The sequence below is a fragment of the Chryseobacterium sp. Mn2064 genome, assembly GCF_049319685.1.
In the GTDB taxonomy this organism is placed as follows: Bacteria; Bacteroidota; Bacteroidia; order Flavobacteriales; family Weeksellaceae; genus Chryseobacterium.
The window spans coordinates 1-24,404 of record NZ_JBMOUE010000002.1 but is presented as its reverse complement, the minus strand read 5'-3'; the positions used below and the strand labels follow the sequence as shown (position 1 = coordinate 24,404).

The 24,404-nt window shown below is 36.3% G+C and carries 21 protein-coding genes, 1 tRNA gene and 1 pseudogene; 12 read left to right on the top strand and 11 right to left on the bottom strand.

Going from position 1 to position 24,404, the window contains the following annotated elements; genetic code table 11:
• Window positions 1–81: 81 nt before the first annotated feature.
• Complete coding sequence (locus ACL9RH_RS07220; RefSeq protein WP_422692683.1) at window positions 82–1,020, top strand: helix-turn-helix domain-containing protein; 939 nt, start codon at window positions 82–84, stop codon at window positions 1,018–1,020.
• An 87-nt stretch (window positions 1,021–1,107) separates the two neighbouring features.
• Window positions 1,108–1,872, top strand: a complete 765-nt coding sequence (locus tag ACL9RH_RS07215; RefSeq protein ID WP_422692682.1) for an SDR family NAD(P)-dependent oxidoreductase — start codon at window positions 1,108–1,110, stop codon at window positions 1,870–1,872.
• Between the two features lie 134 nt (window positions 1,873–2,006).
• Here ACL9RH_RS07215 and ACL9RH_RS07210 read toward each other — a convergent pair whose 3' ends face one another.
• Both ACL9RH_RS07210 and ACL9RH_RS07205 read right to left on the bottom strand, forming a co-directional pair.
• Window positions 2,007–2,171: a bacteriocin gene (locus ACL9RH_RS07210; protein WP_422692681.1), complete on the bottom strand. Its 165-nt coding sequence runs from the start codon at window positions 2,169–2,171 to the stop codon at window positions 2,007–2,009.
• Window positions 2,172–2,278: 107 nt separating this feature from the next.
• A complete protein-coding gene (locus ACL9RH_RS07205; protein ID WP_422692680.1) occupies window positions 2,279–3,427 on the bottom strand; it encodes a methionine aminotransferase in 1,149 nt (382 codons plus the stop codon).
• 208 nt (window positions 3,428–3,635) lie between these two features.
• Between ACL9RH_RS07205 and ACL9RH_RS07200 the strand changes: the two genes are divergently transcribed.
• From ACL9RH_RS07200 to ACL9RH_RS07160, 9 genes are all read left to right on the top strand, one after another.
• Window positions 3,636–4,178, top strand: a complete 543-nt coding sequence (locus ACL9RH_RS07200) for a DUF2867 domain-containing protein (RefSeq protein ID WP_422692679.1) — start codon at window positions 3,636–3,638, stop codon at window positions 4,176–4,178.
• 244 nt (window positions 4,179–4,422) lie between these two features.
• Entirely contained in the window at window positions 4,423–6,309 is a 1,887-nt protein-coding gene (locus ACL9RH_RS07195; protein ID WP_422692678.1) for a DNA topoisomerase IV subunit B, read from the top strand.
• A 106-nt stretch (window positions 6,310–6,415) separates the two neighbouring features.
• Window positions 6,416–6,892, top strand: coding sequence for a hypothetical protein (locus ACL9RH_RS07190; RefSeq protein ID WP_422692677.1), 477 nt, complete (start codon window positions 6,416–6,418; stop codon window positions 6,890–6,892).
• A 6-nt stretch (window positions 6,893–6,898) separates the two neighbouring features.
• Window positions 6,899–9,490: a DNA gyrase/topoisomerase IV subunit A gene (locus ACL9RH_RS07185; protein WP_422692676.1), complete on the top strand. Its 2,592-nt coding sequence runs from the start codon at window positions 6,899–6,901 to the stop codon at window positions 9,488–9,490.
• 35 nt (window positions 9,491–9,525) lie between these two features.
• Complete coding sequence (locus ACL9RH_RS07180) at window positions 9,526–10,167, top strand: rhomboid family intramembrane serine protease (protein WP_422692675.1); 642 nt, start codon at window positions 9,526–9,528, stop codon at window positions 10,165–10,167.
• 8 nt (window positions 10,168–10,175) lie between these two features.
• Window positions 10,176–12,239 carry a YCF48-related protein gene (locus ACL9RH_RS07175; RefSeq protein ID WP_422692674.1) on the top strand — a complete coding sequence of 688 codons (2,064 nt, stop codon included), beginning with the start codon at window positions 10,176–10,178 and terminating at the stop codon, window positions 12,237–12,239.
• Between the two features lie 23 nt (window positions 12,240–12,262).
• Window positions 12,263–13,351: a helix-turn-helix domain-containing protein gene (locus ACL9RH_RS07170; RefSeq protein ID WP_422692673.1), complete on the top strand. Its 1,089-nt coding sequence runs from the start codon at window positions 12,263–12,265 to the stop codon at window positions 13,349–13,351.
• Window positions 13,352–13,509: 158 nt separating this feature from the next.
• Window positions 13,510–14,295, top strand: coding sequence for an SDR family NAD(P)-dependent oxidoreductase (locus ACL9RH_RS07165; RefSeq protein ID WP_422692672.1), 786 nt, complete (start codon window positions 13,510–13,512; stop codon window positions 14,293–14,295).
• Complete coding sequence (locus ACL9RH_RS07160) at window positions 14,292–15,272, top strand: NAD-dependent epimerase/dehydratase family protein (RefSeq protein ID WP_422692671.1); 981 nt, start codon at window positions 14,292–14,294, stop codon at window positions 15,270–15,272. The genes ACL9RH_RS07165 and ACL9RH_RS07160 overlap by 4 nt, the downstream gene beginning before the upstream one ends.
• A gap of 34 nt (window positions 15,273–15,306) precedes the next feature.
• Here ACL9RH_RS07160 and ACL9RH_RS07155 read toward each other — a convergent pair whose 3' ends face one another.
• The 9 genes and pseudogenes from ACL9RH_RS07155 to ACL9RH_RS07115 form a co-directional block, all read right to left on the bottom strand.
• Window positions 15,307–16,848, bottom strand: coding sequence for a lectin-like domain-containing protein (locus ACL9RH_RS07155; protein ID WP_422692670.1), 1,542 nt, complete (start codon window positions 16,846–16,848; stop codon window positions 15,307–15,309).
• A 7-nt stretch (window positions 16,849–16,855) separates the two neighbouring features.
• Window positions 16,856–17,428: a hypothetical protein gene (locus ACL9RH_RS07150; RefSeq protein WP_422692669.1), complete on the bottom strand. Its 573-nt coding sequence runs from the start codon at window positions 17,426–17,428 to the stop codon at window positions 16,856–16,858.
• A gap of 566 nt (window positions 17,429–17,994) precedes the next feature.
• Complete coding sequence (locus ACL9RH_RS07145) at window positions 17,995–18,351, bottom strand: DUF4180 domain-containing protein (protein WP_422692668.1); 357 nt, start codon at window positions 18,349–18,351, stop codon at window positions 17,995–17,997.
• 3 nt (window positions 18,352–18,354) lie between these two features.
• Window positions 18,355–19,377 (bottom strand): annotated as a pseudogene (locus tag ACL9RH_RS07140) (serine hydrolase domain-containing protein).
• 29 nt (window positions 19,378–19,406) lie between these two features.
• The gene (prmC, locus tag ACL9RH_RS07135) at window positions 19,407–20,255 is read right to left on the bottom strand and encodes a peptide chain release factor N(5)-glutamine methyltransferase (protein ID WP_422692667.1); all 849 of its coding nucleotides are present in this window, start codon (window positions 20,253–20,255) and stop codon (window positions 19,407–19,409) included.
• 5 nt (window positions 20,256–20,260) lie between these two features.
• Window positions 20,261–22,105 (bottom strand): hypothetical protein, encoded by a 1,845-nt coding sequence (locus ACL9RH_RS07130; protein ID WP_422692666.1) that lies wholly within the window; start codon window positions 22,103–22,105, stop codon window positions 20,261–20,263.
• Entirely contained in the window at window positions 22,106–22,864 is a 759-nt protein-coding gene (yaaA, locus tag ACL9RH_RS07125) for a peroxide stress protein YaaA (protein WP_422692665.1), read from the bottom strand.
• 4 nt (window positions 22,865–22,868) lie between these two features.
• On the bottom strand, window positions 22,869–23,570 hold the full coding sequence (locus ACL9RH_RS07120; RefSeq protein ID WP_422692664.1) for a lysostaphin resistance A-like protein: 702 nt from the start codon (window positions 23,568–23,570) through the stop codon (window positions 22,869–22,871).
• Window positions 23,571–23,613: 43 nt separating this feature from the next.
• Entirely contained in the window at window positions 23,614–24,225 is a 612-nt protein-coding gene (locus tag ACL9RH_RS07115) for an L-threonylcarbamoyladenylate synthase (RefSeq protein ID WP_422692663.1), read from the bottom strand.
• A gap of 101 nt (window positions 24,226–24,326) precedes the next feature.
• Here ACL9RH_RS07115 and ACL9RH_RS07110 point away from each other — a divergent pair.
• A tRNA-Met gene (locus tag ACL9RH_RS07110) sits at window positions 24,327–24,399 on the top strand.
• Window positions 24,400–24,404 lie beyond the last annotated feature (5 nt).

Sequence of the window (24,404 nt, the reverse complement as noted above, 5' to 3'; positions counted from 1 at the left end):
GAATGCTGTAATTGGAAGAAAAGATCTTCATTATTTCAAAAGTTATAACTTTGCATATTTGAATTTTACAAATAATCTGTTATGGAAAAGATAGCTCATACTTCACTGGAAGATTTCTACAGAGAAATGGCAGCCAAATTAGGCAAGGATCTGGAAAGTATTTTCCCAAAAGGTCTTCATAAAGATATTGGACACTTCAATGTTTTTGATATTGCACAGACGCTGGAAAGGGTAAGATCTACCTCCGAAATGCCTTATAACAGGAGAAAATATTATAAGATAAGCTTTATTAAAGGTAAAAACAGAGCAGAATATGCGGACAAAGTGATTTCGATTAAGCAGAATGCTTTATTATTTGCCACGCCAAAGGTTCCTTATCACTGGGTTCCTGAAGATCCGAACCAGTCGGGGAGCTTCTGTGTTTTCACGGAAGATTTTTTTATGAAAGACAGATCGAAGAATAGCTTGGAAAGCCTGCCTATTTTTCAGCCGGGAACAGTTCCTGTTTTTGAAATTGATGATGAGTTGGCTGATGAAATTGAACATCTGTTTAAAAAGATCAAAAAAGAGATCGCCTCAGACTATATTTTCAAATATGATCTGATCAGGAACTATGTTTTAGAGCTAATCCATTACGGACAGAAACTGCAACCTGCATCTAAAATATCAACCTCAAACGATGCTTCCATGAGGGTCGTTTCTCTATTTGTAGAGCTGTTGGAAAGACAGTTTCCCGTAGAATCTTCGGAGCAGAGGCTGCAGCTGAAAACTGCTAAAGATTACGCCGACAGACTGGCTGTTCATGTTAATTATTTGAATAAAAAGCTTAAAGAAAGTACAGGCAAAACAACCACAGAAATTATTACAGACCGTATTACCCAGGAAGCAAAAATTCTCCTGAAACAGACCCAATGGAATGTCTCCGAGATTTCCTATGCTTTAGGATTTGAAGAAATTGCCCATTTTTCCAATTTCTTTAAAAAGAAAACTTCTTTGACTCCCTTAGAGTTTCGCTCATGATTTGAATTTTGCAAATTTTGGATTGATCTGAGCAAACTCTTCCTTCTTAAAATATCTCAACTTTGTATCATCAAAATATTCAAACAAATGGAAACAAAAACGAAAATTGCATTAGTGACAGGAGGTAGCCGTGGATTAGGTAAAAACTCTGCACTTAAAATTGCTAAGAAAGGACTAGACGTTATCATTACTTATAGAAGCAACCAGCAGGAAGCAGAAGCCGTGGTTGAGGAAATAAAAGCAATGGGTCAAAAGGCAGTTGCTTATCAGCTGGATACCAAAGATCTTAAAAGCTTTGATGCTTTTGTAAAAGAAGTAACCCATCATTTGCAGGAAAATACCGGAAGCCCAAATATTGATTATCTGATCAATAATGCAGGAACCGCTTTATATTCGCCTATTACAGAAGTAACAGAAGAGCAGTTGGATGATGTGGTGGATATTCACTTCAAAGGGGTGTTTTTCCTGACTCAGAAGTTTTTACCTTTTATCAATAACGGAGGAGGAATCGTGAATATATCTTCGGGATTGGCAAGATTTGCAACACCGGGATCTTCTATTTACGGATCTATAAAAGCTGGAGTGGAGATGCTTACCAAATATATGGCTAAAGAACTGGGAGCAAGAAAGATTAAAGCCAATGTAGTGGCTCCGGGAGCAATAGAAACAGACTTTGGAGGGGGAAGAGTGAGAGATAATGAAGAAATTAATGCGATGGTAGCAGGTTCTACAGCATTAGGAAGAGTAGGGCTTCCTGACGATATCGGAGGTGTTGTAGCATTCCTGTGTACAGAAGATGCAGGATGGATCAACGGACAAAGAATTGAAGCATCCGGTGGAATGTTTTTATAAATAAGGGTTTAAAAACCTGATCTTCAAAATAAAAACCAGTCTGTAAAGGCTGGTTTTTATCGTTTATTAGTTATGAAAATGAAGATAGCAGGCTGATAATCAGGTTTTATACAGCCTGTATGTTTTAGCTAATATTAATTAAGGATAGGTGGAACCTGGCATTCCGGTTCTCCACAGAATTTACCGTAATAAGCACATTCTGAAGTGCCTGGTGGATGACATATTCTGCGCCCTCCCTGGATGGTATTGAGTTCTTTTTTATTTAGTTTTCTTCCTCTGTTTATAATTTCCTTCTTCATGATTTTGGTTTTTAGCCAGTTAGAGTTACGAATATAAGGAAATATTCAATATAAATCACTATGTTGAGAAAAAATAAAAGAAGAACGATGTTTTTTTAAAAAGGCTTCTAAATTTTAGAGAGATTTTCAATCGCTCTTTCCAGAGTTTCCTGTTTCTTGGCAAAACAAAGCCTGATTACATTTTCATTAAGTTTATTTTTATAGAATGACGAGAAAGGGACACTTGCCACTTTATGATTAACCGTTAATTCTGTAGCGAAGTCAAAGTCATTCTTGTCTGAGATCTTATCATATTTTACTGCCTGGAAATAGGTTCCTTCACAATCTAATAATTCAAAAGAAGTTCCCGAAAGACCACTTCTGAGAAAATCTCTTTTTTCCTGGAAGAAATCATTCAGGTGCGTGTAATGCTCATCATTTTTCATATATTCTGCCAAAGCAAGCTGAATAGGAGTATTGACACAGAACACATTGAACTGGTGAACTTTTCTGAATTCATCAGTTAAGTTTTTGGGAGCAGCACAGTAACCCACCTTCCAGCCTGTTACATGAAATAACTTACCAAAAGAAGCAACCAGCAAACTTCTTTCCTTAAGCTCAGGATATTTGCAGATACTTACATGTTGTTTGCCGTCAAAAACTATATTTTCATATACTTCATCACTTAAAATAAGGATAGAAGTTCCTTTAACCAGCTTAATCAGTTCCTGAAAATCTACATCATTTAAAATTCTTCCTGAAGGATTGTTTGGATTGTTGAGAATAATCATTCTGGTCTTTTCGCTGATCAGTTCTTTTACGGAATTCCAATCGATTGTATAATCAGGAGCTTTCATTTCAAACCGTTTTACAACTCCGCCAAAAAGCTCTACAGTGGGTTCGTAGCAATCATAAGCAGGTTCGAAAATAATCACTTCATCGTCTTTCTTGATAAACGAAGCAATGGCGGTGAAAATAGCCTGAGTTCCTCCTGCAGTCACGGTAATTTCAGAGTCCGGATGATAGACTGCCTGATGACTGTTTTCAATTTTTCTGGCGATTTCCTCTTTGAGGCCAATCATTCCTCCTAAGGGAGCGTATTGGTTGAATCCTTTTTTAATAAAGTGATCTACATGGTTGAGTAATTCCTGATCCGGCATAAAATCCGGAAAACCCTGAGAAAGATTGATGGCTTCATTTTCATTGGCAAGCTGGGTCATCTGACTGAAAATAGTGGTGCCTACATTCGAAAGTTTAGACAAAGGAAGTTGTATCATAAAAGCGATTTTGTAAAGACCGAATGTAATGAATTATTTGCGATGGTTTAACATGATTCGGGAGAAAACTATCGTGTTGTTTAATTTCTATGAAATTGGTGTTTTTCAGGTCTTACAATACTTTAAACATTTGTTTAGATTTTTCTTTTAAATATGCTGGAGGTTAAGTACATTTGTTAGAGAAAAAAACAAATAAAACCCCATGATCATGAAAATTAAGAAGATAGAACTTCCGGCAAAATCTATTTTGTTTGACAGAAAAAATACGTTTGATTATACCGATAGTTTTGAAGGTGAAATGAAAAGCGCTCCACAAAATATTGATATCTCAGAAGTTGGGAGAATCTTCTTTAGCAGCAGTCCAAAATGGGGTAAGAAAATGTTTGCTTTCAGAAATAAAATGGTAAAGCTGTTTGGGCTTAAAACGGGAGATAACGGCAAGCAGACAAAAAATATGAATGACTTTACATGTGAAATAGGAGAGCAAGTAGGCATTTTTAAGATATTTGATAAAACAGATCATGAGATCATCATTGGAGAGGATGATAAACATCTTGATTTTCGTGTGTCTCTATTGTATGATCCTACAAAAGATAAAAATAAGGAGAACTGTTTAACCATTTCCACAACAGTAAAATTTCATAACTGGCTGGGTGTTTTGTATTTTCTCCCTGTGCGTCCTTTTCATCAGCTTATTGTTCCTGCAATACTAAAAAGAATGATCACTCAGCTGAATACCACAGTTGCTTAATCAGATGTTGATGATTATAGATTATCTGCCCGGAATTGATAGATTACATAATAAAACAATAGCTATTCTTAATAAAAAGAAGGAAAAAATAATACTTTTTTCAGGCTTAGAGAAATAAATACTAAATTAAGTATTTGATTGATATTGTAGTAATATTTACGGAGAATTCTTATAAAAAACAGACAGAAAAAATTCGGATAATTTTATACATTTTTGTACTTTTGTATGTTTGCTGAAATCATATATGTCACAAGAAATAAATCCAACCTACTCAGAAGATAATATCAGAACCCTCGATTGGCAGGAACACATCCGTCTGCGCCCCGGTATGTATATCGGTAAGCTTGGTGACGGGTCGTCTGCCGATGACGGTATTTATATTTTGCTTAAAGAAATCCTTGATAACTCTATCGACGAGTTCAGGATGAGATCAGGGAAAAGAATTGAAATAAAACTGGACGACGGTAAAGTTACGATTCGTGACTTTGGCCGTGGAATCCCTTTGGGAAAGGTAGTAGATGCCGTTTCCAAAATGAATACCGGAGGTAAGTACGACAGTAAAGCCTTCAAAAAATCGGTAGGTCTGAACGGTGTTGGTACCAAAGCGGTAAATGCTCTTTCTGATTATTTCAGAGTGCGCTCTTTCCGTGATGGAAAAATGAAAGCAGCGGAATTCTCCCGCGGACTTATCAAAGAAAATTTTGATGAAAAAGAGACCTCCGACAGAAATGGTACGGAGATTTCCTTTATTCCTGATGGAGATATATTCCTGCACTTCAAATACCGAAAAGAGTATATCGAGAGAATGCTCCGCAATTATGCCTATTTGAACCCGGGACTGAAAATTCTTTTCAATGGAGAAACCTATTTCTCTGAAAATGGTCTGAAAGATCTCCTTGAAGAAGAATTGGAAAGTGATATTCTTTATCCGATCGTTCATTTAAAAGATAACGATATTGAAGTTGCCATTACCCATTCGGATAAATCGCAGACGGAAACCTATTTTTCATTTGTTAACGGACAGAATACAACGCAGGGAGGTACTCACCTTAATGCATTCCGTGAAGCGTATGTAAAAACAGTTCGTGAATTTTTTAACAAAAGCTTTGATGCCTCCGATATCAGGAAGTCTATTATTGCCGCAATATCCATCAACGTTGAAGAACCGGTTTTCGAATCTCAGACTAAAACCAAGCTGGGATCTAATGATATGGGGCCTAACGGGCCAACGGTAAGAACGTTCATTATTGATTTCCTTAAAAGCAAACTGGATAACTTCTTCCACAAGAATCCGGAAATTGCAGAGGCAATTCAGCGAAAAATATTGATTTCAGAAAGAGAAAGAAAAGAACTTTCAGGAATCCAGAAACTGGCAAGAGAAAGAGCTAAGAAAGTTTCTCTCCACAATAAAAAACTTCGAGACTGCAGACAGCATTACAATGATCAGAAAGCAGAAAGAAAAGGAGATACCCAGATTTTCATTACCGAGGGAGATTCCGCATCAGGATCTATCACAAAATCAAGAGATGTAGAAACACAGGCTGTATTTTCTCTGAAAGGAAAGCCTTTGAACTGCTATGGCCTTACCAAAAAAGTGGTGTATGAGAATGAAGAGTTCAACCTCCTTCAGGCCGCTCTCAATATTGAGGAAAGTCTTGAAGATTTGAGATACAATCAGGTCATTATTGCTACCGATGCCGATGTGGATGGTATGCACATTCGATTGCTGATGATTACCTTCTTCCTGCAGTTCTTCCCGGATTTGATTAAGAATGGTCACCTGTATATTCTGCAGACTCCATTATTCAGGGTGAGAAATAAAAAAGAAACCCGATATTGCTATTCCGAAGCAGAAAGAGTAAAAGCTCTGAACGAACTTGGTAAAAACCCGGAAATTACCCGATTCAAAGGATTGGGAGAGATTTCCCCGGATGAATTTAAACACTTTATCGGAAAAGATATTCGTCTTGAACCTGTAGTCGTAGGAAAAGATCAGACGATTGAACAGCTTCTTGAGTTCTATATGGGAAAAAATACACCGGACAGGCAGACTTTTATCCTTGAAAATCTAGTAGTAGAAGATGATACAGATATCGATAAGAAGAAAATGCTGGATGAAATAGAGAGCTAGATAAACCCCAAATGATGAATTAAAAATTAAATCGTAAACACAACAACACTAATAAAACACTTTTTTGGGATGAAGTAGAAATTTAAAAATTACAACCAAATACAAAATGAGACTAAGTAACCGTAACAAGGCATCAGTTTACAACTCTATAAGTACCCTCCTTATTATGTTAGCTGTGTTTGGAATCATCACATTTATGGCTAATAAATATAGATTCAAAACATTGGGAGATGAAAGTTATTTACTGATTGCTGTTCCCGTTTTTATGCTGGCCACTTTTTATTTTATGGGCCGGCAAATTTTTGAATACGACAGCGATGGCGAAGCTCTGAACTTTAAAAACAGGAATATCATTCCTTTTTTGAACAAGCCGTTGCATGACGAATTCCCCAAATATAAACTGATCAAATATGATGTAATCAACATTATACTGATCAAAAGATTATACATTACAGTGTCCAGTAAGAACAGTGGTTCTACCATGCTGAAATATGAAATCTCTTATTTGACGAGAAAAGAAATAAACGATTTAAAACTCTCTCTGAATAAAGTAGTAAAAGCTAATAAAGAGAAAAAAGATTAAAAACAGATGACGACAGACGAATATTCGCATGAGGGGGAAAGCCTGAAGAAAGTTTCCGGTCTTTACAAAGACTGGTTTCTGGATTATGCTTCTTATGTAATTTTAGATAGGGCTATTCCTTCAGTGTTTGATGGCCTGAAGCCCGTTCAGCGAAGAATTATGCACTCCATGCGGGAACTGGAAGACGGCCGTTACAATAAGGTGGCCAATATCGTAGGAAATACGATGAAATATCACCCTCACGGTGATGCTTCCATCACAGATGCCATGGTGCAGATCGGGCAGAAAGAATTGCTGATAGATACTCAGGGAAACTGGGGAAATATCTATACAGGAGATTCTGCGGCGGCGGCGAGATATATTGAAGCCAGATTAACTCCTTTTGCCCTGGAAGTAGTCTTCAACCCGAAAACTACGGAATGGACAAAATCTTATGACGGAAGAAACAATGAACCTATTGATTTACCGGTAAAGTTCCCTCTGCTTCTTGCACAGGGAGTGGAAGGAATTGGAGTAGGGTTATCTACCAAAATACTGCCTCACAACTTCAATGAGCTAATCACCGCTTCTGTATCTTATTTAAAAGGAAAGAAATTTGAATTGTATCCGGACTTCTTAACAGCCGGTTATCTGGATGTTTCCGAATATAATGACGGCCATAGAGGTGGAAAAGTAAGAGCAAGGGCCAGAATTACCCAGACGGATAAACATACTCTTGTTATTTCTGAACTTCCATACTCCAAAACGACTACAGATCTTATTGACTCTATCCTAAAAGCCAATGAGAAAGGGAAAATCAAGATCAAAAAGATAGAAGATAATACTTCAGATAAGGTAGAAATCCTGATCCATATTCATAACGATGTTTCGCCTGATAAAACGATTGATGCTTTATACGCTTTCACGGACTGCCAGGTAACAATTTCCCCGAACGCATGTGTGATTGTGGGAGATAAACCTATGTTCATGAATGTGTCTGATATTCTGAAAATGAATACAGATCATACGGTTTCTTTGCTTAAAAAAGAACTGGAAATTGAACTTCATGAATTGCAGGAAAGCTGGCATTTCTCTTCTTTGGAAAGAATTTTTATTGAAAACAGAATCTATCACGATATCGAAGAGGTAAAAACCTGGGAAGATGTACTGAAAACCATTGATGCAGGATTGAAACCTCATACAGGACATCTTCTGAGAGCGGTAACGGAGGAAGATATTCTGAAATTGACAGAGATCAGAATCAAAAGAATTTCAAGATTCGATTTAGATAAATTCAAAGAAAATATTGCTTCTCTGGAAGGTAAGATAGATCAGGTAAAATACAATCTTGCCAATCTTGTATCGTATGCTATTGATTATTACCTGAATATCCAGAAAAAATACGGCAAAGACAAGCAGAGAAAAACAGAACTTAGAATTTTTGATACCATTGATGCCACAAAAGTAGCCGTTGCCAATGAAAAGTTCTATGCCAATTTCGAAGAAGGTTTCATCGGAACTTCACTGAAAAAAGACCAGTATCTTTTCGATTGCTCCGATATTGACGACATCATTACATTCAGAAAGGACGGAAGTATGAAGGTGGTAAAAGTGGAAGCGAAAACCTTTGTGGGTAAAGATATTCTGCACGTTGCCATTTGGAAGAAAAATGATAAAAGAACAGTCTACAATATGATCTACCGCGAGGGTAGAGAAGGACCTTATTATATGAAGCGTTTCTCCGTAACTGGAGTAACAAGGAATACAGATTATCCTCTTGCTTCCGATAAAAAAGGATCTGAAACTCTTTATTTTTCAGCAAATCCTAATGGAGAAGCAGAAACGGTATCTGTACTTTTGAAACCGAATCCAAGAATCCGAAAAAACAAAATGGAGATCAACTTCTCGGATCTTGCGATCAAAGGGCGTGATTCGAAAGGAAATCTGGTAACCAAGTATGCGGTGAAAAAAGTAGATATGAAAGAAGAAGGAGTATCTACGCTTGCCCCAAGAAAAATCTGGTTTGATGATACTGTGAGAAGGCTGAATGCAGATGTACGAGGAACCCTATTGGGAAGTTTCAAAGGAGATGACAGAATTCTGACAATCAATACAAACGGGGAAGTAAAACTAGTGTCTTTTGACCTTGGAAACCGTTTCGATGACGAATACCTGGTGTTGGAAAAATGGAGGCCTGAGCAGCCTATCACCTGTATTTATTATGATGGAGAGAAAGATATCTACTTCATCAAAAGATTCCTGTTGGAAAATACGGTGAATGTACAGACCTTCATGCCATCTGAACATCCGAAATCATTCATAGAGAATGTGATTGTGGCTAATGATGCTACCGCGGAAATCATTTTTGCAAAAGATAAAGGCAAAGAACGCGATCCTGAAACAGTAAATATCGATGAATTTATTGCGGTAAAAGGAATAAAGGCTATCGGAAATCAATTCACGAAATTTAAAGTAAAAGCTATTAATATTACCATTCCGGAACCGATAGAAGAAGAACCGGAAGTGTACGAAGAACCGGAATCCATTGGAGATACAGATGAAGATGGTGGAGTTATCGGAGATCTTTTTGAAGATGGTGGAAGCAACGAAACAGAATAAGTAAGGGCTTCTTTTAATCATAAAAAAACATTAAAATGAATATAATTGTTTTGATTATTATCGCAGCTACATGTATTTTCAGTTACATGGGCTTTAATAATATGGCATTATTTGAAAAATATAAATTCAACGTAGGTGCTATTACCAATCGTAAAGAATATATAAGACTTGTAAGTTCTGCCTTTTTGCATGCAGATCTTATGCATTTGTTTTTCAATATGCTTTCCCTGTATTTTTTTCAGGGTGTCGTTATCAGCTTTTTTGGAGAGATAGGATTTCTGATCATTTATTTCGGAGCGATGCTTCTGGGTAACCTATTCAGTTTGAAAATTTACCAGAGACAGCCTTGGTATTCTGCTATTGGAGCATCGGGCGCAGTATCAGGAATCATTTTTGCCTCTATAGCGATGGCTCCCAATGAGATCAGTGTCAATTTCTTACCCGGTTGGTTGTTTGGTACTTTGTATTTTGGATATTCCGTGTACATGATGCTGAACCCCAAACAATGGGATAACCTGGGCCATGCGGCTCACCTTGGAGGAGCTTTTTTCGGATTGGTTTATTCTATTGCCATACATCCACAGCAGGCAATAGATAATATGACCTACCTCGGAATTATGTCTCTTCCGTTACTATATCTGGGCTACCAGATTTTTATAAAAAAGAGAATCAACTAAAACTATACATGAAAAAAACTATTAACCTTCTTTTGGTATTGGCCAGTAACTTTTTTTTATCACAAAATAATTTTACAAGGCTGACGCCAAATCCATCGGATTCTAAAGCCATTAAAATTACATTCTCAAATAATGATTTAGGCTTTATTATCAACAACAACAAGGAGCTTCTATCTACAAATGATAAAGGAGTTACCTGGAATCTTAAGCAAACTCTTAATTTTACTCCCCTTGATATTAAATTCAGAAATAATATTGGATTTATTGTAGGGGATAATGTCATTCTCCGTTCTGATAATTATGGAGTAACCTGGAGTCCTGTTAATATTGTTGGAGGATCTTCCTTCAACTCAATCAACTTTATCAGTGATGACGTTGTTTATATTTCAGGACAGACAAAAATCTTCAAATCTTCAGACAAAGGACTTACATTTCCTGTTAACACAACAATTAACGGAATGTCTGCAATGATTACTGTTTTTACCAATGCGGATACGGCAATTGCTACGACTTCTGATGGCAGAATTCAGAGAACTGTAGATGGAGGAAATACTTGGGTAACAACAGCTTCCGATACAACTTCAAATCCTCAGTATTTTTCCGTTGTATTCCCGTCTCAGAATGTAGGATTTGTAAGCAAACGTTATGGAAATATGCTCAAAACTACGGATGGTGGGCAGACATGGACGACGACTTCCAATTATAATTCTTACCAGGCTGCAGCATATGGAATGCAGTTTTTTGACGAAAATAATGGATTTACAGTTGGAGAAAACGGAATGATCTTCAAAACAACAAATGGAGGATCCTCCTGGCAGATGATTAGTCCTATTTTATTGTTTGGAAGCTATAATAGCGATTATGATCTGAACGGAATGTATTTCTTTGATTCCCAAACCGCTATTTGTACTGGTAATAATGGAAGAACGATAAAGACACAAGACGGAGGAAGCAACTGGACGAATTATGCTCCTACTTATGACCTTATTAATGAACTTCATTTTACAACAACGAATACCGCTTATTTTAAAACCAATAAAGCAGGCTTCTTTAAGACGTCCGATGCCGGAAATTCATGGCAGAAAGTTCAGTTTCCTCCTCATCAGGGGTCTCTTAGTAATGGGTTTACATTTATAAATGACAATCTTGGATATTCTATCGGAACAGTTCAAGGATGGGTATACAAAACGACAGACGGAGCTCAGACCTGGTCGTCCAGTAGTGTGATTCAGGATAACCCGTTACATTCGGTGAGTTTCGCCTCCGAAAATGTGGGATATGTAAGTGGTGGATACAGTAATTCTAATGGAGGATTATTTAAAACCGAAAACGGTTCCACAACTTGGCAGAAAATTTCAAATATGGTATTTGGCAAGTTGAAATTTTTCAATAATAATTTAGGGTACGGTTTAAAATACGAATACCAGGGGCAGCTCTATAAAACTTTAGATGGTGGAGTTACCTGGAATGTATGTCTTAACGTACCTGTTAACAATATAATTTATGACATTATCAATGAAAACCAAATCTTTGCATTGGTAAACAACACAGATTTTTACAGATCATTAAACGGAGGAGCTACCTGGACCCAATCTCAAGCACCTAACCTTAACTTTGGGAAGATTAAATTTATTGATCAGAATACAGGATATATGGCCAACGACAGATGGGTTTTTAAAACAACCGACGGAGGTGCTAACTGGAATATGATTTATGATAATAATTCCAGATTTACAATCTCCAATATGGAAGTGGGCGGTGATTATTTATATTTAACAGGGAACGGCGGAAGAGTGTATAAATATTCTTTAGAATTTCTTTCTGCGAGCGAAGCCACTGCTAATAAAAAGGCAAATGTTCAAATTTACCCTAATCCGACCTCTGATTTTGTTCATGTAGATTCTAAGGTAAAAGTAAAGGAGATCAGGCTGATTGATATTTCCGGGAAAACCTTAAAATCAGTAAAAGATACCTCTCAAATAAGCATTGCCGAATATCAGTCTGGAATGTACTTTGTAGAGATCATATTTGGTGATAATACCAAGCAGGTAAACAAAATTATCAGGAAATAGAGATTAATTAAATAGCAAAGCCAATGAACACATCAGCATTCAACAGTTTCATCGTGATACTTATCTATGGTTCATTGGTTTTGCTTTCTCTGCTTAAACTAACAAATCCTCTGAAGGTAAACAGAAAAGCCAACTTCTGGTTTGGTATTTTCTTATTTCTTTGGTCTACCTTCTGGCTGGATGAAATTTTCTCCCTTATTACCGGTTCTGCAATCGAATTCCATTCTTTGTTTTTGGTTCGTTTTATTCAGTATTTGACGCCGGTTTTCTTTTATTTCAGTGTACTATTTTATACCAATCCCTCCTTTAAGTTTGGAATTAAAGACTTAAAATTCCTGCTCTTTCCAGCAGCTTTTCTGATGTGTTTGGGTGGCATCGCCTTAGGATATTCAAATCCTTTTGAGTATCTGAGTATTATGCTGATCCTTATTCAGGCCCTTTTTTATACAGGCTTATCGTATATTACGATTAGAAAACATCAAAAGAAGATTCAGCAGTTTTCTTCCAATACAGAAGGAATTAATTTGAACTGGCTGGAGTACATTATCCTTGTCCTTTTAATTGTGAATGTCATTTATGTGATTTACAATCTGTTTTATGACCCTAAATCATTGAATTTCTTCATCAATACCGTCTTTTTATTAGTAATCTATTTCGTAGGATATTATTCATTAAAACAGAAAGAAATCTATCCTTTGGAAGAGAAACAAAGAGAAGAGTTGATTTCCATTAATGATAACACCGATTCTGAAGAAATTAAGAAAAAACTGATTTCCGACGAAGAGCTGTCTAAGATTAAAACATCACTGGAAAATCTTATGAATACTCAAAAGCCCTACCTAGACAGTGAATTGAATCTTATCAAACTTGCAGAAATGCTCGCTGTTTCTACCCACCATTTATCCTATGTGATTAATACAGGTTTTGGGAAAAACTTTTTCCAGTACGTTAATGAATTTAGGGTGGAGTATGCTCAAAAACTTCTGAAAGAAACTCACAATAAACTATCCATTCTGGGAATCGCTTACGAATCAGGATTCAATTCTAAGACTTCCTTTAATACTACCTTTAAAAAAGTAACCGGTAAAACACCTTCTGAGTTCAAAAAATAAGTTCCGGTTTATAAAGTTTTACTTTTGAATATTTTAAACAATTGATTTTTAATTGTTTGTGGATTTTTATTTTATGCCTTTAAAACTGGTTCACTCAGATAATCTCGAACATTTTCAGATCTCTTTCACAATAGATTTGTACCCATAAATTTAATCTTATGGAGACCAAAGAATCTTATGCAGTAGTTACAGGAGCAAGCCAGGGTTTGGGAAAAGCGTTTGCCGAAAATCTGGCAAAAAAGAACATTAACGTGATTCTGATAAGTCTGCCGAATCAAAACCTGAAAGAATTTTCCCAAGACTTGAAAGCATTGTATGAGGTAAAAGTTCATTATTATGAAACAGACCTTTCGGTTCATAAAAATGTACTGAAGCTTACAGAATGGCTTAACCGTTCTTTTGATATTCATATTCTGATCAATAATGCTGGTCTGGGCGGTACAAAAAAGTTTACAGAAGCTACGGCAGATTATATCAATACCATTCTGCAGGTAAATGTGGCTGCAACATCCCTTATTACCCATCAGCTTCTTCCTAATCTCATGAGGCAACCTGAAGCGTATATCTTAAATGTTTCCAGTATGGCCGCTTTTTCTCCGATAGGGTTCAAAACGGTTTATCCTGCTTCCAAAACTTTTATTCACTCATTTTCCAGAGGGCTTCATGAAGAACTGAAAGGCACAAGTGTTTTTGTAAGTGTAGTAAACCCCGGAGCTATGAAAACGAATATGGATGTTTGCAAAAGAATTGAAAAACAAGGTTTTTTGGGAAAACTAACCCTTTTGAATCCGGATAAAGTGGCATCGTACAGTATCCGTCAGTTGTTTAAAAAAGATTCCGTAATTATGGTGAATCCAATCAGTTGGCTGATTATGAAGATATTGCCGATATGGATAAAGCTTCCATTGATGACTCAAGCGATAAAAAGAGAAATAGAATCATGAAAAAAGTTTGTGTAACCGGGGCAACAGGGCTTCTGGGAACTAATGTTATCATTAAATTATTACAAAATGGTTATTCTGTTATTGCTCTGGTGCGTAAGAAAAGCAACTGGCTGGGCGAAGAAAACAAGAATCTGAAACTGGTGGAAACAGATCTCTTGTCCGATCTTTCAGTATTTCTTACCGATGTATACTGTATCATTCATATTGCAGCAGAAACACGGCAAAACCTACTCAGTTATGATGAATACAGAAAAGTAAACTATGAAACGGTAGTGAATTTGTTCACCCATGCAGAACGGATGGGAGTAAAAAGATTTTTGTTTGTAAGTACAGCCAATACTCTTGGATTTGGAAATACAGCATTCTGGGGAACTGAAAAAGCTCCGCAGCTTTATCCTTTTACCCATTCATTCTATGCTCAAAGTAAGCTTGCAGCTGAAGACTATCTTATAAAGAACCGTAAAAATACAGAGGTGGTTATTGTAAATCCAACTTTTATGATCGGAGCCTATGACAGCAAGCCAAGTTCCGGAAAGATTATCTTTTGGGCATGGAAGAAAAATATAGTTTTTTATCCGAAAGGAGGCAAGAACTTTGTACATGTGGAAGACGCTGCAAGCGGGATTCTCAATGCTGTTGAAAAAGGTAAAAATGGGGAGAAATATCTTTTAACCAATGAAAACTTAAGCTATAAAGAATTTTTTGATAAAGTAAACCGGATTACCAATCAAAATCCCATCATGATAGCTATTCCCAATATGGTTTTAAGTTTTGTAGGATTAATGGGTGATGGTTTGAGAAAATTAAAAATAAAGACTAATCTGAGTTCTTCCAATATGAAAGCATTGCAGATCTGTAATTATTATTCTAACCAAAAATCGATAGAAGAGTTAGGCATTCAGTATCAATCCATTGATAAAGCAGTTGAAGATGCTGTTCAGTATTTTACATATCATAACAAGTCTCATTTGTTATAAAAAAACCAGCTCCTAGAAGCTGGTTTGCATATCATTACTTTGTTATATTCTGTGTTACATTTTTGTTGGAAATAACGCAGGCTTTACTACAATTATTGGCACTTGAAATATTGACCTGTACAAGCGCCGGTAAGGATCTGTATTCTTCCTTATTATAAGGATCCTCTGTACCATTGCGTCCGCCACCTTTAATATCATATTGTATCTGAGCTACTCCGGTGAATCCATTTGCAGGTCTGAAAGAAAGAGCTCCGGTAGTCGCTGAATAAGTCCATGTCCCTTGGCTGCTAGTATAAACACCGCCTGTGATATTCGGAATCACAGCACCATTATTATCCAAAAAACGGAATGAATTAAAATCAAGATTATTATAGGAAAGGGTAGGCGGATTCTGACCACTTGCTGAAGAATAAGCCGCATCGTTAAGCAAAGGATAAAAAGTTGATTTTATCCCCGGACAACCCGCAAACAGATCATCTGTTACTTCTGCAGCGTAAGGTCTTGTTACCCCCAGGTTCTTCAATAAATGTATATTTTTAGCTGCTCCTGTAGATGCTGCAAATCCAATTCTGAAAGTAGCAGGTGCTGAAGTATCCAATGTTCTTACAGTACTGTTGGAAATGGTGGTTTCCGTATATTTCAGAGAAGTTGGATAATAATAATTATCGATTACTTTTTCTTTTACAGTTCCGTGCTGTATTTCCAGAGTTATATTATATCCTCCGGCAGGATTGGGAACTAAGACGATATAGGCTTTACGGTATCTTGCGTCATTTTCATTCAGAGGAATCGTTGTTCCGCCGCTTTCAACACTGAATTGCTGCAGCGCTGTGTTTTGAATACCAACATATTTTCCCGTAGAAGGATTCAGATAAGCCGATCTGTTGTTGCTGGAAGGAGAGGCATTGGTTGCAATACTGTAAAGTAACGGATAACCGTTGTATCCTGCAGGCTCAGCCGAAGACAGAGATTGGTTTCCACGTTTACCTCTTAGCGAAACATTGCTTCGTCCATCCGCAAGTCCTACTCCAAATATTCCGTTTCTTACCCTTTCACCTTGGTTGAAGCTTGTTTTAAAATTTCCAAACTCATCAAGACCTATCCCTAGGTAAGCTCCTCTAAGTCCTTCTGTGGATTCTCCGCCACGTACAAAACTGTATCCTAATCCACCACCAAAATATCCAAGATTAAGCTGTTCTTTAGGGATTGATCCATCAACCAGGAATATAGAAATTCCGTCTCCGCCATTGGTATTTCCTCCATAAATCGCAAATTCAAATTCAAACTTGATTCCCTGATCGCTTTTGAATATTTTATCAGCCAGAATAACCCCTCCTGAAATATTATTTACACTCCGGGTCAGTCGTAGTCCGTCTGTCGTAAAGGTAGCATCATTCTGAACCCCGCTTGTAGTCACTTTATAAGCTTCCTGAGGTTGTAATCCCTGGGTGAAATTAACAAAGTACGGATATCCTGTTCCCTGTTCGTTCTGTGCTTTGATATTCTGTGAGAAAATGAACAATGAACCGATAAACAGCAGTTGTTTATGTCGTATAATTTGAGTGTTTTTTAGCATAGCTCAATTATTTCACAACAAAAACAATATTGATAAAAGAACAGTCTGTAGCTGCAGCTTTTACATCATACCTCATTACACCGTCATCAGAAATCGTAATATTGCTGAATACATTAGGATCAGCATCGGTTACATAATAGTAAAGATCTCTGCTGGACGGGAAAAAAGGAATAGATGCAGGAGCACTTGTACTCTTTGCTTTGGGTGACCCGAATTGAGTTTTATACAAGGTATATAAATCTTTAGTCCTCCCTGTTGCGCTGGTAGAAGTATCAAAAGATACACTCGGCATATAAAACATTTTTACAGCATTATTGCTGATGCATAACCAATCTGGAGAAGTTGGGGTTCCAATATTCTGACTTAAGCACTTTTTATCGGTATCATAGATCAGAAGAGAGTTGGCCGGATTGGAGATGGCGTCTCTTTTTGCAGTGGTAAGTCTTGGGATCAGCATTCCTTTATTTTGACTGTAAATATCAAGGGCAGCGCTGGCGTCAGGAGTGGGTGTATTAATCCCTATCTGAGCATATGAAAACGAACTTACTAAGACGATTGGTAGAAATAATTTTTTAATCATAATGTTCTTTATAATTTTTTATCTGTGTATTTATGTTTTTTGATGGTTATGTTGTTTTTAGAAGAACTGCATCTCCGGCAGCCTTAGTTCCACAAAGGGAATAAGTGTCTTTAACAGTTCACTGAAACAATGAATTGTTCTATTCAAAGAATGGCGTAATGAGACCTTTTGTTTCAAAAGCCAACAATAGATATCATAAGAATATTCCCATAGAGCAGCATTCTATGTCATCTGGATTGTCGAAAAAGTAAATTGAGTTAAGTGGCGGTATAAGCCATTAAATAAGTAAGATTCATATTTTCTCGTGTTTTTTGCAAATATACGAATAAAATATTTACCTTCTCATTTTCAGAGGATTAATTTTAAATTATCAGCGACAATTAATTTAATTACTGTATTTTGATTTAAAATTTTATACAATTAATTGTTTGATAAGATTATTTTTAATGTGTGTTTCCTGGCGTTTTAGAGAGAATCATTAAAAATGAGCCGTATGGGTATGCTGATATTGAAAAAAATGCTACATATTTTCTTCTTTTATCTAAAATAGATCAAACAAAGTACTGTTAGGAAAAATTATGTAATGCTCTTTCCAGTGTTTCTACAAAATTGACGTGCTTCGTTTTATTACTTTCAAAAATAAAATCTTTTAAACTTTTGCTTTCATATTGGCTAAAATTACCTACGATAGCTAGATTAATGCGGTAATTGGAGAACTTTTGCAGAATTTCTCCCGCCATTTTTGTTTTTAAATCAAAGAATTCTGGTACAATGTTCTTTTCATACAGAATGACTTTATCAAAACCCTGATAATATATATTTCCCATAAGATCCCATCCGTCCTGAACCGATTGAATAAGCATTTCTTCAGATATTATCTCTGCAATTTTTGTATCGTTGATTTCGTGTGAATTGATTACCATTGTTTATTGAATTGATTTTTTGATATCATGTAAAAAGCTCTCCAAAGGAAAAGCATCGCCCTGATTTGTCAGTACAATGATACAGCTGTTGTGCTGCAGATCTCTCCAGAACAGTGCTGCGAAACCGTTGAGACCTCCTGTGTGCATGGCAGACTTTTCCTTAGCATTATTTTCAATGAACCATGCGAATCCATAGTTGAAGAGCTTCCCATTCGATAACTTTGCAGGAGTGTACATAAGAGCTGTATTATCTCTATTGATGAGCGTGTAGTTTCGTAATGCCTGATCAAACTTAAAAAGATCCTCAGGAGTAGATTAGATGCCGCCATCACCAGTCGTTAAAATCGAATAATCATCCCGCTTTTTCTGTTGGTTATATCCCAGTGCTTTATTCTCAATGATCACCGATGGTTCATACACATATGTGTTTTTCATTTTCAAAGGTGTGATGATATTTTGGTTGATAAAAGAGCTGTAAGATTGGCATGAAACCTTTTCAATGATCTGAGAAAGAATGATATATCCACTGTTGCTATATTTGAAACGGCTTTCAGGAGTGAAATCAAGACCTTCCAACGTAAAAAGCCATTGCATTACTTCCTGATTGGTGAGTCCTTTCTTGGAAAACAGAGCTTCATAATCCTTTATTCCCGAAGTATGATGCAGAAGCTGTCTTATGCTGATATTTTGAGCATATTTCGGCAAAGGGATATAGTGAGATGCTTTATCATCAAATGCCAGCAATCCTTTTTGCTGCAATAGAATGATCGCTGTTGCAGTAAACGATTTACTTAGCGAAGCAATATAGAAAGATGTATTTTTATCGATTAATAAACCTTTTTCTCTGTCTCTGTAGCCCAAGGTTGTATCGCATATAATTCTGTTATTTTTGACAATCAGAACCGAACCGTTGAGTTCTCCTCTTTGGTGGTATTGATTAACAATATCTTTGGGATACTTTACACAGGAAATAAGCTGTAAAATAACCGAAATACTGAGGGCAATGTTCAATGAAAAAGATTTCATAGGTTGAGTTTTATGGAAGTTAAAATTACTTATTTCTTCCCATAAATAAACCTGTCATTTTCAGATAAATCCTTTAATAATTGTGCGTTAGATAAATAATTGTACAGTTCCAGTGTTTCCGGACCTAGTTTTTGATTGATTTCCAGAAACAAAAGTCCATCATTTTTTAAATGTTCTTTTGCGTCCTCTGCAATTTTTCTGTAAAAGATCAATGCATCCGAGGTAGGAGAGAAAAGGGCCATTTTAGGCTCGAATTCTTTAACGGAGTCTGCAATTTCTATTTCTTCTTCAATTCCTATGTACGGTGGATTGGAAATAATGACATCGTAACGTTCTTCCAAGGCGAACTGAAGATAATCCGCGTGGATAAATTGAACATCAAGCGAGTGATAGTCTGCATTTTTGCGGGCAGTTTTCAATGCTTTTTCAGAAAAATCGATTGATGAAATTTCAGCATTGGGGAAATGTTTTTTTAACACTAATGGAATTATTCCGCTTCCGGTTCCAATATCCAAAATTTTTAGAACAGAATGGCTAAGCGGTAAACTTTGGATTTTATGAATGGCGATTTCCAGCAATTCTTCCGTTTCCGGACGGGGAATCAGGACGTTTTCATCCACAAAGAACTTCATTCCGTAAAATTCTGTTTCTCCCAAGATCTGTAAATAAGGCTTTCCGGTTTTTAATGCTGAAATAATTTGCTGAAACTTTTCCTCATTCTCTGAAGAAACCTCCTGATCAGCCAATTGTCGTTGTTGAATTGTATTTAATTCCAGAATGTTTTCTACAAAAATCTGAAAGATAAATGTACTTTCCGATTCTGTATATAGTTGTGAAATTTGTGCAGAAAATTCTGTTCTAAGTTCTGATATTGTCATTTTATTTAGTAAAACATCTCTGTTTTCTTACTTTTTAGTTCAATTTTATTCTCGCCTACCTGAAATTCATCCATTCGGGGTAGAGGAATTTTTTGATTGATTTTTTCTTTCCAGCTTTTTGTCTGTACCGAATGGTTTTTACTGCAGCTTTCGGATGAATAGCCAAATATGGCATCTCCTGTGGACAAATTATAGTCCAGCGACTGGAAATAATCACATGGTGATCCAAAATCTACAGAGGCACCGATTAAATACCAGTTGTTGTTCTGAAATCTGTATCTATGGGTATAATGCCATTTTTGACGGCTTCCTCCAAAATGATTGATAACAATTGTTTTGTTTTTGATGCTGATGCCTTCATAAGGATTGCCCATCATTCCTCCATGTTCGGTAGGAAGGATTGTGTTGCCGAACTGGTTCCACAATACCCAGTTTTCACCTTCTTTTTTGTAAATGGCCAAAACCTGGGTGAAACCAAAATCATCTTCTATTGGTGTTTCGTAAACGCAAACAGCTTCATCTTCAGTATTGTCATCCAGATTTCCTGAATCCTGATCTTTTAAAGTCCAGAAGTTAGGGGTAAATTCCTCTAGGGTTTTTGCTTTTTTCAGCGTAATCTCAGTATCGAAGTTTCCTGTTTTCACAGCATTCTGAAAAGCATCAATTGTATTCTGTTTTTCCGTGGATACTTTGGGAATCTGGGTTCTTATATTGTCTGCATCTTTTGGGAAATCAGGTAAAGTGAAACTTCTGGGTTGAGAATTCGGGGTGTAATATTGTATCTCACGATATTCGTAATCAACGAGTTCCTTTTTACTGTTGGGGCCTTTGTCAGTATCTTGTCGATAGTGTTTTTTTGAAATCCAGTTTCCCTGCTTATCATAAATATACTCAAAAAACTCGGCGGATAAAGGATGGCCTGTGTATTCTATGCTCTGCTCAAAAATAAGATTGTTGTGATCATCATATTTTCGAACAGTTTTTGTAGATTTTTCTGTTCCAAGCATATGATATTGCTGCTCGGTACGTTCTTTATAGTCGTTCGAATAATAATATTCCGTTTTATTTTCCAGAGATTGATGATGGGCCAGCCATATTTCTGAAAGCAAATAGCCATTTTTATCATAGCTGAACGTTACATCTCTGTCTTTAATAACGTAATCTTTAATGTCAATAGGTTTATAGGTTCCATTCATCCATTGATAACGATGGATTTTAGACTGATATAAAGGTGTTTTCTTAGTAAGATAAGGAAATTCAAAAATATATTCTTCTTCGGGGTTTGCTAAGGAATCATAACCGTAATCAATAATTTTAACAATGGTTTTCTTAGGCTCTGAAGAGTAGTTATACTGTATATAACCATCATAAATAAAAGATTTTCCTTCGTCTGTTTTATAATTGATCTCTTCCTGAAGATGATTTTTTTTGTTGTAAAAAAGCCAGTTATAATGATAACGTTTTTTATCCTCTACAGATTCTTTAAGAACAAGAAGGTTATTTTTATAATGAAATTTTTCTTCAACCGAATAGGTGTCATAATGACGTCTTTGATACAGTTTCCTGCCATCCGGAAGATATTCTGTGTACGATTCCTGAATATAAGAAAGCCCGTCGCGATTAACCAGATTGCCAGTTTTTCTTTCAGGTTTCTTCAACTTTGTGACAGAGAAAATTTTGTCCTTCTTAAAGTTTACAGTATCGCTATAAGAACTGTTGAAAGTATGATTGTCCAGAAACCCATTAATTGATGCCTCTTTTTCCTGCGCACAGGAGATCACGAAACTCATCGAAAAAACAAGCTTCAAAACCTTTGGAAATACAATATTTCGAATTTCTGGAATATTCATTTATCTTGTGAAAACGAGTTTTGTATCGGTAGATTTCTCTTCGTCAATTCTGTAACCTTCGTAGTTGAAGGCTTTTACATCTTCCAGTGTTTTGGCATTGGTTTCAGCACAGAATCTTACTACAAGTCCTCTGGCGTGTTTGGTATATACTACAATGGTTTTCAGTTTTCCGTCTTTCAATTCATAGAAATCAAAATCAACAACGGTATGGTTCAGTTTTTTTCTGTCGATGACTTTTCCATATTCATTGCTGGCAAGGTGAAGCAGTATTTCTCCTTTTTTCATTTCAGTGTTCAGTTGATCTGTGATCTTTTCTCTCCAGAATTCATAAAGATTTTTATACTGATCAAATTCGAAAGGGCGGCCCATTTCCAATCTGTAAAGCATCACTTTATCGGAAGGTTTTAGAAGTCCGTATAATCCGGAAAGCATTCTGTAGTTTTTTTGCAGGTAATCTACGGCATCTTTACTCAGTGTTTTGGCATCCAATCCTCTGTATACTTCTCCCGTAAATGCGAACATGGCAGGTGCAGATTCTTTGGCCGTAGGTTTTGACTTCCATTTTTGGTTTCTCTCCCAGTTTTCGTCCGCCAGTTTAGCCGATATTTCCATTAATTCGGAAAGATATTTGGGCGATTTTTCTTTTAAATAAGAGTGTATCAATGCTGCCTCTTCAATGAATTTCGGGGTGGTAGATTTCAACAGGTCTGTTGAGTTTTCTACATTCATTAATTTCGCAGGTGATGTGATAATTTTCATAATGTTAAAATACAGATAAATGTTTACTATCAATAGAATTCATGATCATAAGAGATATAAAATCAATCAGGAAATGACAAATGATCAGAATCTTGATATTTGAATATTTTTTATAAAAAATGGCAAAAACGAGACCAATAAAGAAAGGAACAACAACCTGACCAATGGTTCCGTAAGTACTGTGAAGAATTCCGAATAAGATAGCAGAAACAAGGATTCCTAATACAGGACTGTTGTATATCTTCTCTATTCTGGGCTGTATGTATCCCCGCATCAGTAATTCCTCTACAGCACCTGCCGTAAAGCTTGTAAAAATAATTAAAAAATAATTGTTTTTGAAAAGTAAAGAAAGTTCAAAAAGCTTACTGCTTATTTTTTCGTGGGTGAAAAAGTGAATGATCAGATTCAAAAATGCACCACCAACATTACAGATCAAATATAAACAGACAGTAGCTTTTATATAGAAAAGGATAGAGTATTCTTTCTCCTTTTTCAGTAGAAAAGAGTTTTTTTCAATAGAATAGCTATATAGAAATGTAATAAGTAAAATACACCAGATTCCAATTCTACTCAAAAAGAAACTCATGGCAGTAATCCCTTGTATTCCCGTCATACGTGCAATTACAGGAAAAAGATAAAGCATTGCTGCTGCCAAAAGCACAAACGTGAGTAAAATTCCTATAGAATATTTCCCATTAATCCCCATAACCTAATCTCTCAACCGTAAACTTTGAACTCTAACCCTTACACTAAATAATTCCTTTACCCTGACGGATAACTTCAGGCTCTCCGGAAGTAAGATCTACAATAGTAGAAGCAACATTGTCTCCATACCCGGAATCAATGACTATATCTACCAAATGATCATATTTCTCAGCAATAAGCTCAGGATCAGTAGAGTATTCAATAATTTCATCGTCATCTCTGATAGAGGTGGAGGCAATTGGATGACCCAGTTTCTCAACAATAAGCTGAGGAATCGGGTGATCAGGAACACGAATACCGATTGTTTTGTGCCCTTTATATGCTAATGGTAAACTTTTGTTGGCTTCAAGAATAAAGGTGAAGGGACCGGGAAGGTGACTTTTCAGAAATCTGAAAACCGAAGTATCAATAGGTCTTGTAAAGTCGGAAAGATGACTCAGATCATTACAGATTATGGAGAATTTCGACTTTTCCAGCTTCATTTTTTTCAGTTGAGCAAGTTTTTCCATGGCTTTTATATCAAAAATATTACAGCCTAGGGCATAAATTGTATCTGAAGGATAGATAATCAGTCCGCCGTTATTTAATGTTTTAATGACTTCATTCACAAGATTTTCCTGTGGGTTGTCCGGGTAAATTTTCAATATTTTTGCCATAAAACAAAGATACAAATAATAAAATAGTTTTCATAAAAGCCCTTTATTTAAAAGAAAAATTAGGATTTGTAAAAAATATTCGTACCTTTGCAATCCAATATCGCGGGATGGAGCAGTAGGTAGCTCGTCGGGCTCATAACCCGAAGGTCATCGGTTCGAGTCCGGTTCCCGCTACTAAG